Below are 13,509 nucleotides of genomic sequence, written 5' to 3'. Positions count from 1 at the left end.
GGGGATGAAGAAACCCCCCACTGATTAAAGTTTCACTTTATCTATAGCGGTAAATCTCTCTTTTTGAACAATACAATCGCTACTACAAAGATACAAATCGCACCAAAAGTTAATCCAATACTTACCGGCCATATGTTACATGTCCCTGCCACAATTTCTTTTGGACGAAACAACGTAAATAATGATATATTTCTCATCCATTCTAGCTTATCACTTAATTTCCCTACCATATCTAGTAAATAAAACAAAATTGTAACACTGGCAGAAAGACTAAGAGCTTTTCTTTCATCGTTACATATACAAGAGAATAAAAATGAATAGGCACTGACTACGAAAAACAACAGCCCCCCAACTAAATTCATTTTGAAGAATACTTCTTGATTTAAATTGTTATCTTTCAAGAGCCACTCTGCTCCTAATACACCAGCTCCATACGTCGCAAGTATAATAATCAGCAATCCTAGAATAAGAACTACCCCTTGTGTTATTGCAATTTTCACTCGAGATACAGGTGTTGTCAACAAATAAGCCATCGCCCCTTTATCTACATAACGAGCCATTACATGTGTAGCAACCGTTACACTAAAAATTGTCAATATAATAATAAACAACATGCTATAGTATTCACCTGCTAAAAAATCACTTACATTTTGAATCGAATTTTCCATACCAACAATCTTTTTCACACTATCTGGCATAGCATCTATCATTTCATTTAATCCTTTCGCAGATACGAGCGATGGAAATATCCAAATTAATAACCACAAATAAAGAGCCGCACCAATTGAATAACTCCATATGCTTTTTTGATTTTCTTTAAAGCTAGCTAAAAACAGCTGTTTATTCATGTTTCACACCCTCCTTCGCATCATAATAATGCATAAATAAATGTTCTAAATCCATCGCTCTTGTTTGAAGTGCTTTCACATTATACCTAGCAAGCGTTTGTAATACTTCCTGATAATTCCCCTGTACAATAACGGACGCTGTATTCCCCTTCACCGCTTCAAATTGTAAATTTTCCTTTTGTAAAGAACGCATTTCCACTTGAGATGAAACCGTTACATCCATTACCTGTCTTCTCATGCCTTGTAAATCATGAATATTTTCCACCGTTACAAGGCGCCCCTCCTTAATAATGGCTACCCGGTCACATGTCCGTTCAATTTCTGTAAAAATATGGGATGACATGAGGATTGTCTTTCCTTTTTGTTTTTCCTCTAGTATTAAATCAATAAAAGTTTGCTGCATGAGTGGATCTAATCCTGACGTTGGTTCATCCAGAATTAACACTTCTGGATCATGCATAAATGCAGCTACAATTCCTACTTTTTGTTTCATCCCTTTAGACATTTTCCGAATTGGTGTTTTCACATCAAATTGTAATCTTTCAATAAGCTCATCACGTCTCTTTACATCTTTCAATCCGCGCATACCTTGCATAAGTTTTAAAAATTCTAATCCGTTCATTCCTTCTATAAAGGAAATTTCCCCTGGTAAATAACCAACTTCCCTTTGAATTTTTGCAGCTTCGTTCCAGCAGTCTAGACCGAAAATTTCTGCATGACCAGCAGTTGGCTTTATAAATCCCATTAAATTACGAATCGTTGTTGATTTTCCTGCACCATTTGGTCCTAGATAACCAAAAACTTCACCTTCTTTTACTTGAAAGGTAATATCAAATAACCCTTTTCCATTTGGAAATTTTTTTGTTACATTTTGGACTGAAATCATTATTCCACCTCATTTTTTGAAATATTTTATGTTTTATATTTCAAAATTATTGTACTCTTCTCTATTTAAATTGGCAACAACTTTTTGAAATATTTTTATGTTCATATTTCAAATTTATTGTTTTCATCTCTACTTTCTTGTATATTTTAAATGAGGTGATTGTATTGAACGGTTTTGAAAAAGTAAAAGAAAAGAAAAAACGCGCCATTAAAGACGCTGCGTTATCATTATTTTCAGAGCGTGGATTTAATGAAATAAAAATAGAGGACATCGCAAAAAAAGCAAAAGTATCTCAAGTTACCATTTATAATCATTTTGGTAGTAAAGATGCGCTTTTCCGAGAACTTATTCAAGAATTCGCGACAACTGAGTTTCAATTCTATCAAGAGATAGCAGCTGAAAATATGCCGTTCCAAGAGATGTTGCATAAGATGATCCGACGTAAAATGGAAAGTGGTAGTTTATTTCACCCTGACATGCTGTTGCAAGTAATCCAAAAAGATCCAGAGCTTCGCGAATTTATATATCGTTACCAAAATGAAACAGTCCTGCCTTGGTTTTTAGAGATATTAGAAAATGCACAACGTAAAAATGAAATTAATCCCCATCTTTCAAAAGAAATGATATTACTATACATTCAAATGTTTAGTAAGTTCGGCGAAGATTACGGTGTACAACTCTTGGAGGACGATCGTGAAAAACATATAAAAGATATCGTTACGATGTTTTTTTATGGGCTTTCCAACCCTGAAAATGTCACTCGGGAAAATTAGATTAATAATTTGAATTGTTTATATTTCATTCGAAGAGAAAAATTATATCCCACAACAAAAATATATATTCCAATCCTAAAATCCATAAAAAAAGACACGAAATCGTGTCTTTTTAACTTATAGCGAGATAACTCTACCTGTTTCACTACTTTCAATTGCCAATTGAATAAGTTGAATCACCTGTAAACCCTCTTCAGCTGTTACAGGAGGTTGCACAACATTTACTATACTATCTCGAATTCCTTTATAATATATTTCATAGCATCCCACTTCTGTTGGAATATGCTTTACTTCTTCTTCTGTTTCTAAAACAGCAAAATTACTTTCACTATCTTCTCCATATCCTATGTCACCTGGCTTCATACCAGCTTTTAATTGGTCTTCTTGTGAATCCATACCATATTTAACAATTGAGCCTTTATCCCCATGAACACTAAAATGAGGACCTGCATGTTTCACATAACTACTACTATGTAAAATGACACGCTTGATTCCATAGTAAAGTACAATATGGAAATAATCATCCGTTTCTGCCCCAGGTCGTTGCTTTACTATATCCGCACTAACAGCATCTGGTTTTCCGAATAAATGTAATGCCTGGTCAATTAAATGCGATCCTAGATCGTATAAAATCCCCGATCCTGGTAAGTTCTTTTCACGCCAGCGATCACGTACATGAGGACGGAAGCGATCAAAATGAGCTTCATATGTACACACATTTCCAATTTGTTTTTCCTCAATTAATTTCTTTATTGTTAAAAAATCATTATCAAAACGACGGTTATGATACACACTAACAATTACATCATGCTTTTTCGCCAATGTAATAAGCTCTTCTCCTTCTTCAACTGAAACAACAAACGGTTTTTCTACAACGACATGTTTGCCATGTACAATAGCTTCTTTTACAAATGGAAAATGCGTTGTATTTGGTGACGTAATAACAACAAGATCAATATCGTCTCTCTTTACTAATTCTCCAACCGTATGAACTACCTGCGCAGTTGGTAATGCTTGTTTCACTACCTCTTCTTTCGAAGATACTATCGCACGAATATCAAATTCATCTATCGTTTGTAATAAAGGGATGTGAAATGTTGTACTAGAAAATCCAAATCCTACAATCCCTACTCCTATTTTTTTCATATATTCCCTCCACATTTGAGAACGATTTCATAGTTATTATATCAAGTTTTATTTTATTTACATAACCATTTGCTCATTCTTAGATCGGTAAAAATAAAGTAAAGCTTTAATCAGTGGGGATTTCTTCATACCCCACTGATTATTAGCCGTTACTTAAATAACAAGACAAGCTGAATTCTTATAAATGACTGTAGAGAAGAAATTTTCGTTTTGAGAGTACTATAAAACATTTGCTTGATAGGCATAGGCATTCCCCAAAAAAGTATACGCCCACTTTCAATTCATCTCACTTTATTCTTCTATAAGATTTTATAAAATTAAAATTTTCTCAATATACAAAACAAAAACATAATTTATAATAACTCTTGAGCTAACTATTTTTAAAATTTATTTTTTATCTTCTATTTTCTTAGAGGATTTATTTCATTATTTCCATCTCTAAAAAAGGAAGGGTGAAGTCATGAACAATACAGAAAAAAAACTAGAATACATATTGTTTAGTAGCTGGTCGATTTCCTTTATTGCAACCCTCGGGAGTTTGTATCTGTCTGAAATAATGAAATATGAGCCCTGTACATTATGCTGGTATCAACGTATTCTCATGTATCCACTAGTTCTTTTACTAGGAACAGCTATTATTCGGAAAGATTATAGAATTGGGATTTATAGTTTGATTCTCGCTATCATTGGCGCATGTATAGCTGCCTATCACTATTCCCTTCAAAAAATCCCATTTTTATCTGAAAACGGAACATCATGTGGAAGAATACCTTGCACAGGGGATTATTTAGATTGGTTCGGATTTATTACAATCCCATTTCTCGCTCTAATAGCCTTTCTTCTTATTATTATTTGTGGCTTTATTCTTATGAAAATAAGCAAGGAGAGAAACAGTATATGAAAAAAATGCTTTTTTTCATTATTACTATTTTATCAATATTTACACTTGTTTTTGTTCTAACCAATAAAGGAACAAAAAGTGAAAAAACCATAAGTACTGAGAAGGTAAATTATTATAAAAATCAAATTACCCCCGAACAATTGCAACAAGATCTATCAAATCACAAAACAAAAATAGTTTATTTCTACAAAACGACCTGTCCGCATTGCCAAAGGATTTCACCAATTGTAGTTCCTATGACAAAAAATATGAATATTGATATGCAAGTTTTGAATCTAGAAGAATATAAACAAGGTTGGGATATGTTTCAGATAAAAGGAACACCTACAATTATTTCTTACAAAGATGGAAAGGAAATGAATCGTATATTAGGCGAACAGTCTTTACAAACGTTTCAAACATGGTTTGAAAACAACAAATAAGCGTTTTTATTTTACCAAAAACGCTATTTTTTCAAGCTCATAACTAGAGTATTGATAAAGAAACAAACATTAGCTTTATTTTTTATTTTTAACCATACATTCTATTAATTTATAGGGGAGTAAAGGGGCTCTCCCTCATGCTTACCAATCTTGAATAAAGGATGATTTTTATTTGATAGGTATGAGGGGGATTCCCCATCTGCAATAAAATATAATTTATTAGGAGGTAACACGTATGTTTAAAAAAGTTGCATTATCAATTGCTTCAGTAGCAGTAGCAGGTTCGGTTTTATTTGCAAGTCAATCGGTAACGGAAGCTGCTTTTTATCCGGTACAAAAAACAGGTTCTGGGCTTGATCTTCGCACAACTCCAACAATAAATGGCACACGGACTGAATCAAACATTCCAGATGGCACTCAACTTTGGTTATATTGCTATGTGAATGGCGAATCTTATATGGGAAGTAAGGTTTGGGATTTTGTAGATGATAATGGCTATGGTGGTGAGTTAGATCAAGGCTTTGCTCCTGACTATTTCATTAAAACTGGTTCATCCAAACCAGTTGTTGGATACTGCGCTTTTTAATTGGAAAACACAAGAAAACAGCCTCATCAGGCTGTTTTCTTTTTTACATAGTAATCTCAGTAGTAGTTACTGTGCTCACTTCATTTTTTGTTTGCTGATCTCGTACCGCATCAGTAATTACTTTTACGGATTTAACATCATTTGGAGCTTGAGATAAGAAACAGATAAGTGTAAACTTCATTTTTTCCTTCGCATTTAAGCTTCGACTTTTTGGATCCGCATTCATTTTATATACATCTACTTGTTCACCATTACTTAAAACAAGTGTTTTAAAAGGCCCTTGTTCCAAATCAAGTACTTGATCTGAAGTATTTTCTAAAGTGGTTGTAAATTGTATTGCATTCATTTGCTCTGTACCTAGTCCTCGTTCTTTTAAGTTGTATTTCCCAATTTCACTTACTTCTGTACTCTGAATTACCTTAATTCTTTCTACTTGAATATGAAGAGACCCTGCTTCTATCATTGTATTAGGCTCACTTAATTGCTTTAGAATCACTGTTCCAAGTGGATGCTTTGCTTCTTGTCCTACTTGTGTTAATGGTTCTGTATAAGGCTTAGCTTTTACATTAGTTTCAGCTATTGGAGCTTTTTTATTATCAGATTCTACCTCTTTTTCAGAATTTGTTTGATTGGAACAAGCAGATATAAATATACATACAGATACAGTCATTAAAAAGGAATATACTTTTTTCATTTATGGACTCCTTTATTATAGAATATAGTTCATACATTTGTTACTGTTCCATAGTTCTTAAGTTATTGTAAATTAATAGTTTGAATTTTTAAATATTAAATTCAAAAATTTATGTAATTCTATATTGAGAAAATTTATGTAAAGATACTTATTTTGTACAACAGGAATTTTATAAGGTAAAACTTCCATGAATGGTGGGTTTCTTCATCCCCTACTGATGGTTAGTTGAACTAATCGGACCTTTACGGACAGTTCATCTCTCACTTCTTTGCTTTCACTGAAATTTGACGTGAGAGTGATACTGTCCGTTAATACGGGATAAATCCTAAAATTCATTAGAATAGTAATAAGCTTAAAGCTTCCAATATTTCAAAAAAAACCATGCTCTATATAATATAGAACATGGTTTTCACTAATAAAATGAGTATATTTAATTGGAATTTTTATTATCGCTTATTCATTCTATCCGTTTCTTCGTCCACGTCTCAACCACTTCACCCGTATCAGTAACATCTAGTACTAAACTACCGTTACTATACCGGTCTTTATTACGAAATGCTTTCGGATCTATTTCTTCTACAATCTGTTTTTCTGTTTTCATATAAACAAGTTCATCATCACGAACAATTTCAATACCGACAATGCGGTACGGATTACGTTTTAACTCTTTGAAGATAACCAGGCCTCGCTTCGCCCTTGTTGATTTCTCAATTTGGGAAGCTTTTAATCGCTTAACTGCACCGCGCTGCGTTACGAGAATCAATTGATCTTTTTCACTATTTAACGGTCTACCAGAAGCAACATAATCATCTTCTTTTAAATTAATCCCTTTTACCCCAGCTGCTCTTACACCAACTGGGCTTACTTCTTCTTCATTAAAAATAAGTGCATATGCACCATGTGTTGCAAGAACAATATCACTTGTTCCATCTGTTGCGAAGATATCGACAACTTCATCATCTTTTTTCAAGTTTACGGCTACAAACGCTCTTGAATAGCGCTGAACTTTATACTGATTTAATTCCGTTTTCTTAATCATACCATTTCGTGTAACAAACACAATAAATCGCTTTTCTTCCTCGAAATTCGGTACAACGGTTGCCCAAATTAATGTCTCGTCCCTATCAAGTGAAACGATATTTGCCACATGCTGCCCTAAATCTTTCCAACGAATGTCTGGCATTTCGTATACTGGAAGATAAATATAATTTCCTTTATTCGTAAATAAGAGAACTATTTCTGTTGTATTTGTATCGAAACGCTCGAGTAAGATGTCGCCCTCTTTCATACCGAAGTCTTTCCCATTCGATGCATTATGTGAGCGCCAACCGGTTCGCTTCACATAACCTTCTTTCGTTACAGTAACGATGACATCTTCCTGTGGAATCATAACTTCCACATCAATTTTAATTTCTTCAATTTCTTCTTCAATAACAGCACGGCGATTATCGCTATACGTTTTCTTTACTCTCTTTAGATCTGCTTTAATGACCTGAAGAAGCCTTTTCTCACTTTGTAAAATCGCTTGTAATTCTGTAATTTTCTTCTCTAGTTCTTCCGCTTCTTTTTCTAGTGCTGTAATATCTGTATTTGTTAAACGATACAGTTGCAAGGATACAATTGCTTCTGCCTGCGCTTCTGTGAATCCAAACTTTGCACTTAAATTATCTTTTGCATTACGCTTATCTTTAGATGCTCGAATTGTTTCAATTACCTCATCTAAAATCGATAATGCTTTCATTAAACCTGCCACAATATGTTGACGATTTTCAGCTTTTCGCAACTCATATTCTGAACGACGTGTAACAACTTCTTTTTGATGCCCAATGTACGCATCTAAAATCTTGGGTAACGTCATTAATGTTGGACGACGATTATTTATAGCCACCATATTGAAGTTATATGGAACTTGTAAATCAGTATTTTTATATAAGTAATTTAAAATACCTTCTGCGTTTGCTTCTTTTTTTAGTTCCACAACAATACGAAGACCTGTACGATCTGTCTCATCACGTACTTCCGCAATTCCATCTAGCTTTTTATCTAGACGTAGTTCATCCATTTTCTTTACAAGGTTTGCTTTATTGACTTCGTATGGAATTTCTGTAATGACAATTTGCTGTTTGCCACCGCGAATCGTTTCAACTTCCGCTTTTCCACGAATGATGATTTTCCCTTTTCCTGTTTCATATGCTTTTTTAATTCCATCAAGCCCTTGAATAATGCCACCTGTTGGGAAATCAGGTCCTTTTATAACTGTTAATAAGTCATCTACGGAACTATTCGGCTTATCGATACGCATCATTGTTGCATCAATTACTTCTCCAAGGTGATGCGGTGGAATTTCTGTTGCATATCCAGCTGAAATCCCTGTTGAACCGTTTACCAATAAATTCGGGAACATTGCTGGCAGTACGACAGGCTCTTCACTTGTATCGTCAAAGTTTGACACAAATTCTACTGTTTCTTTATCGAGATCACGTAATAATTCAGATGCGATTGGTGACAAACGTGCTTCTGTATAACGCATTGCCGCTGCCGGATCACCATCAACACTACCGTTATTTCCGTGCATCTCAACTAAAACATTACGCACTTTCCAAGTTTGACTTAAACGTACCATCGCCTCGTACACAGAAGAATCACCGTGTGGATGGTAGTTACCAATAACGTTACCGACTGTTTTCGCTGATTTACGAAACGCTTTATCATGTACGTTTCCTTCTACATACATTGAATATAAAATTCGACGTTGTACTGGTTTTAAACCATCACGCGCATCTGGTAGCGCGCGATCTTGAATAATATATTTACTATAACGTGCAAAGCGGTCACCTAACACGTCTTCAAGCGGGAGGTCATGAAACTTCTCTGCCTGCATGTTATTCCACCTCCGTCTCCATAATCATTTCATTTTCTAAAATATTACCTTCCTCTTGCATACCAAACTGTACATTACGCTCAATCCATTTCCGACGTGGCTCTACTTTGTCACCCATCAATGTTGTTACGCGGCGCTCTGCTCTAGCTGCATCATCTATTTTCACACGAATTAGCGTACGGGTTTCGGGATTCATTGTTGTTTCCCACAACTGATCCGCGTTCATTTCACCAAGACCTTTATAACGCTGCAACATATATCCTTTACCGACCTTTTTTGTTACGCCATCTAATTCTTCATCTGACCATGCATATTCAATAACTTCGCTTTTTCCTTTTCCTTTACTTACTTTGTATAAAGGTGGAAGAGCAATAAATACTTTACCAGCTTCAATTAGTGGCTTCATATAACGGTAGAAAAACGTAAGTAGTAACACTTGAATATGTGCACCATCTGTATCAGCATCAGTCATAATGACAACTTTATCATAGTTGATATCCTCGACAGCAAATTCATTTCCAACGCCGCCACCAATTGCATAAATAATCGTGTTAATTTCTTCATTCTTGAAAATATCTGCTAGCTTTGCCTTTTCCGTGTTAATTACTTTACCTCGCAGTGGCAAGACAGCTTGGAAACGGCGATCACGCCCTTGCTTTGCAGAGCCACCAGCAGAGTCACCCTCTACTAAGTATAGTTCGTTCTTCTGTGGATTACGTGATTGCGCAGGTGTTAACTTCCCACTCAACGTTCCTTCTGAACGTTTTTTCTTTTTACCAGTACGAGCTTCTTCTCTAGCCTTACGTGCTGCTTCACGGGCTTGTGCTGCTTTAATTGCTTTTTTCACAAGAAGTGTTGCTACATCTGGATTTTCTTCTAAAAAGTATGCTAAATGTTCCGAAACAATTGCATCGACAGATGAACGTCCTTCACTTGTACCAAGCTTACCTTTTGTTTGACCTTCAAATTGCAATAAATCCTCCGGTACACGTACAGAAACAATCGCCGCTAATCCTTCGCGAATATCTGTACCTTCTAGGTTCTTATCTTTTTCTTTTAGCAAAGAGACTTTACGAGCATATTCATTAAAGACACGTGTCATCGCTGTTTTAAATCCTGCCTCATGTGTCCCTCCATCTCTCGTACGTACATTGTTTACGAATGAAAGAATGTTTTCTGAATAGCCATCGTTAAATTGAAATGCAAGTTCTGCTTCAATCCCATTTTGTTCACCAGCGAAGTAAACAACTGGATGTATAGAGTCCTTTTCTTCGTTTAAGTAAGAAACAAATGCTTCAATTCCTGTTTCATAATGAAAAACATCTTCTAAATCATTTCGTTCATCTCTTATAGTGATTTTCATACCTTTTAACAGAAATGCAGATTCACGTAATCTCTCACATAACGTTTCATAATTATAATTTGTTGTACTGAAAATTGATGGATCTGGTTTAAAATGCATCGTTGTTCCAAATTGTTTTGTTTTTCCAATTTTCTCTAGTGTCGTTGCAGGAACACCACCATTTTCAAAACGTTGTTCATATATATACCCATCGCGTTTAATGGTTACAACGAGCCATTCTGATAATGCATTTACAACAGATGCACCAACACCGTGTAAACCGCCACTCGTTTTATAACCTCCTTGTCCAAACTTCCCCCCTGCATGAAGTACAGTTAAAATCACTTCAGGTGTAGGTTTTCCAAGTTTATGCATTCCCGTAGGCATCCCGCGCCCTTTATCAATAACACTAATACTATTATCTTTATGTATTACGACAGAAATTTCGTCGCCAAATCCCGCTAATGCTTCATCAACGGAGTTATCTACTATTTCGTATACTAAATGATGCAACCCACGGCTGTCCGTGCTCCCGATATACATACCCGGGCGTTTTCGAACGGCTTCAAGACCTTCAAGCACTTGAATTGCATCTTCGTTATATTGAAATTGATGCTTCGCCAAACTCCTTGCCCCTTTCCTAATCAAAGTCAGAACATATGTTTCTATTATAGAATAACGCCTTAACCATCCTTTTGGCAAGTTATGTTATGTCTTTTATATACTATTTTCAATAGAAAAATCCTTGTTTTTTCACAAGGATTCCTCTAGGCTACTATTTCAGAAAAATAATCGTTTGTCAACGAAAAATGGATATGTATTCCAATTACACACTCCACCATTTGGCAATTAACCAAATGACAATTATCCAAAATGGGATAACAAGTAGCAATCCCCAAAAACAGCCTTTAAAAAATCTCATGATGAACACCTCGTTCATCTACCCAGTCTTCAAGTATTACCCCGAGCTGAATCGATCTTTCGTTTACAATGTCTATACTACCTCGTCATTGCATGTTCTACTTTTATACAACGATCCATAATAACAGTATAGCCCTTTTCCTTTAAAAATTTATATGTATCTTCATCTTGTACTCCTAATTGTGCCCAAAAAACATCCGCATCAATCTCCACAAATTCCTTTGCAACGTCCATTAAAAATTCGGAACGACGGAATACATTTACTATATCAACATGCACCTTAATGTCTTTTAATGACGGAACAGCTTTTTCCCCCAGCACTTCATCTACGGCTGGATTTACCGGGATAATACGATACCCTGCATCCTGCATTGCTTTTGAAACCATATATGATGTACGTTCTGGTTTGTTAGATAATCCAACAACCGCAATTGTTTTACTATTTTTTAATACTTCACCAATTTCCGTACGAGTTGGGTTTTCAATTGTCATATTAACTCCCTCCTATTCTTTTAGTATAGCCGATAAAGAAAGTCTCTTTCAATACGAAAGAGACTTTCTTTATTAATTCGTAGCAGCTGAGTTATCTGCTAGTGTAGCTGTTTTTGTCATTTTTTCACCATTTCGATAGAACGTAACTTCAATTTTGTCGCCTACTTTTTTCTTTTCATACAAATATTTACGGAATTGAAGCGCATTTTCAATTTTTTGTCCATCTAACGCTACAACAACATCATATTGCTCAAGTCCCGCTTTTTCAGCTGGTGAAACGGAATAAATCTTACTTAAAATAACGCCACTTCTAACATCTTTTGGTAACTTTAATTGATCTACTGCATACGGTTGTATCTCTTCAAGAGATGCGACTCCTACTCCCATCGCTGGACGTTTTACCGTTCCATCTTTTTCAAGGGATTCCAGCACTGGTTTTGCTACATTAATTGGAATAGCAAAGCCAATTCCTTCTACTTCTTGTTGTGCAATTTTACTAGAATTAATACCGATAACTTCACCGTTTTGATTAAATAAAGCACCCCCACTGTTCCCAGGGTTAATCGCTGCATCTGTTTGAATAACTTGCGCTTGCCAATCTGCGCGTTTGTCACCATTAATATCAACTGGGATTTCGCGTTCTTTACTACTAATGATTCCTTCTGTTACACTACCGTCAAAACCTAATGGATTCCCAATCGCAATTGCTGATTCACCAGCGCGAATTTTACTGGAGTCACCAAGTGTTGCTATTTTATTAATATTAGATCCATCAATCTCTACAACTGCTAGATCTAACCATGGATCTTTCCCAACTAATTTTGCATCCACTGTTTTACCATCACTTAGTTTTACTGCCAGTTTGTTTGCTCCGTCTACTACGTGATTATTTGTTACAATGAGCGCTTTATTCCCAACTTTTTTATAAATTACACCAGATCCTGTTCCAGCTTTTTGTTCCTGCCCTGCTTGCTCCATTGCAAATGGATCTATGTTCTGTTGCATATTGATAACACCTACAACTACTTCTTTCGCCCCTTCAATCATACCAGGTAAATCTGTTTCACCCTTTACTTTATTTACAACAGGAACCACAGTTCCCTCTACTTTTGAATTAGAAGTTAATGCCGTCCCATTTCCATTTGTCCATGGCATATACGGTGCTGCAAAACTAATGGAAACAGCTCCGATAACTGCTCCAACTAGACCTGTAAAAAAGTACCCTTTTTTACTACCTGATTTTTTTACTTCTCTCGTTTCACTATGCTCTTCATTCATATTTGGTCCGTCATAATATCCCATAATTGATATCCCCTCTCTGCTGAATTCGTATTTTCAGTATAGTCACATTTTGTGTCCTTCTTGTGAACTCATCGTGAAATCCAATTAAAAAAATACTTTTTTTCATTATTGTAGACAAAAAATCTGTAATTTGTACATTTTCATCTACAAAAGAGAGTGTAAATGTACTATATTTTCAACATATAAGTTGCTGCTACGAAAAACAAAAAGAGACCTCCACTCATTTTCTCCTTCTGTTTTCACTTGGCCTGGGGCTAAAAAAGGCACTGACCGCTTCTATCCATGGGCGGATTCTCTCTTCCAACCAAAAAAGAA

At 35.4% G+C, this 13,509-nt stretch carries 12 protein-coding genes; 4 read left to right on the top strand and 8 right to left on the bottom strand.

What is annotated here, in order from left to right; translation table 11 throughout:
• Positions 1 to 41: 41 nt before the first annotated feature.
• Positions 42 to 848 carry an ABC transporter permease subunit gene (locus MHH45_RS26440; protein ID WP_016115700.1) on the bottom strand — a complete coding sequence of 269 codons (807 nt, stop codon included), beginning with the start codon at positions 846 to 848 and terminating at the stop codon, positions 42 to 44.
• Positions 841 to 1,734 (bottom strand): ABC transporter ATP-binding protein, encoded by an 894-nt coding sequence (locus tag MHH45_RS26435; protein ID WP_016115701.1) that lies wholly within the window; start codon positions 1,732 to 1,734, stop codon positions 841 to 843. The genes MHH45_RS26440 and MHH45_RS26435 overlap by 8 nt, the downstream gene beginning before the upstream one ends.
• A gap of 137 nt (positions 1,735 to 1,871) precedes the next feature.
• Here MHH45_RS26435 and MHH45_RS26430 point away from each other — a divergent pair, with 137 nt between their 5' ends.
• On the top strand, positions 1,872 to 2,507 hold the full coding sequence (locus MHH45_RS26430; protein ID WP_098116703.1) for a TetR/AcrR family transcriptional regulator: 636 nt from the start codon (positions 1,872 to 1,874) through the stop codon (positions 2,505 to 2,507).
• Between the two features lie 117 nt (positions 2,508 to 2,624).
• On the opposite strand, the gene MHH45_RS26425 is transcribed toward MHH45_RS26430, so the two are convergent.
• On the bottom strand, positions 2,625 to 3,653 hold the full coding sequence (locus MHH45_RS26425) for an oxidoreductase (protein ID WP_016115703.1): 1,029 nt from the start codon (positions 3,651 to 3,653) through the stop codon (positions 2,625 to 2,627).
• 460 nt (positions 3,654 to 4,113) lie between these two features.
• Between MHH45_RS26425 and MHH45_RS26420 the strand changes: the two genes are divergently transcribed.
• The 3 genes from MHH45_RS26420 (at position 4,114) to MHH45_RS26410 (ending at position 5,562) form a co-directional block, all read left to right on the top strand.
• Positions 4,114 to 4,554, top strand: coding sequence for a disulfide oxidoreductase (locus MHH45_RS26420; RefSeq protein WP_016115704.1), 441 nt, complete (start codon positions 4,114 to 4,116; stop codon positions 4,552 to 4,554).
• Positions 4,551 to 4,976 carry a thioredoxin family protein gene (locus MHH45_RS26415; protein WP_016115705.1) on the top strand — a complete coding sequence of 142 codons (426 nt, stop codon included), beginning with the start codon at positions 4,551 to 4,553 and terminating at the stop codon, positions 4,974 to 4,976. The genes MHH45_RS26420 and MHH45_RS26415 overlap by 4 nt, the downstream gene beginning before the upstream one ends.
• Before the next feature lie 235 nt (positions 4,977 to 5,211).
• Positions 5,212 to 5,562: a hypothetical protein gene (locus MHH45_RS26410; protein WP_016115706.1), complete on the top strand. Its 351-nt coding sequence runs from the start codon at positions 5,212 to 5,214 to the stop codon at positions 5,560 to 5,562.
• A 43-nt stretch (positions 5,563 to 5,605) separates the two neighbouring features.
• Here MHH45_RS26410 and MHH45_RS26405 read toward each other — a convergent pair whose 3' ends face one another.
• From MHH45_RS26405 to MHH45_RS26385, 5 genes are all read right to left on the bottom strand, one after another.
• On the bottom strand, positions 5,606 to 6,256 hold the full coding sequence (locus tag MHH45_RS26405) for a hypothetical protein (RefSeq protein WP_016115707.1): 651 nt from the start codon (positions 6,254 to 6,256) through the stop codon (positions 5,606 to 5,608).
• A gap of 457 nt (positions 6,257 to 6,713) precedes the next feature.
• Complete coding sequence (gene parC / locus MHH45_RS26400; RefSeq protein ID WP_016115708.1) at positions 6,714 to 9,137, bottom strand: DNA topoisomerase IV subunit A; 2,424 nt, start codon at positions 9,135 to 9,137, stop codon at positions 6,714 to 6,716.
• Between the two features lies 1 nt (position 9,138).
• Positions 9,139 to 11,103: a DNA topoisomerase IV subunit B gene (gene parE / locus MHH45_RS26395; RefSeq protein WP_016115709.1), complete on the bottom strand. Its 1,965-nt coding sequence runs from the start codon at positions 11,101 to 11,103 to the stop codon at positions 9,139 to 9,141.
• Positions 11,104 to 11,478: 375 nt separating this feature from the next.
• The gene (locus tag MHH45_RS26390; protein WP_016115710.1) at positions 11,479 to 11,892 is read right to left on the bottom strand and encodes a CoA-binding protein; all 414 of its coding nucleotides are present in this window, start codon (positions 11,890 to 11,892) and stop codon (positions 11,479 to 11,481) included.
• Positions 11,893 to 11,964: 72 nt separating this feature from the next.
• On the bottom strand, positions 11,965 to 13,194 hold the full coding sequence (locus MHH45_RS26385) for a S1C family serine protease (protein ID WP_016115711.1): 1,230 nt from the start codon (positions 13,192 to 13,194) through the stop codon (positions 11,965 to 11,967).
• Between the last annotated feature and the right edge of the window lie 315 nt (positions 13,195 to 13,509).

The sequence above is a fragment of the Bacillus sp. FSL K6-0042 genome, from assembly GCF_038006685.1.
GTDB lineage: Bacteria > Bacillota > Bacilli > Bacillales > Bacillaceae_G > Bacillus_A > Bacillus_A pseudomycoides.
The sequence above is the reverse complement of the archived record's forward strand: the minus strand, read 5'-3'. Positions and strand labels throughout refer to the sequence as shown.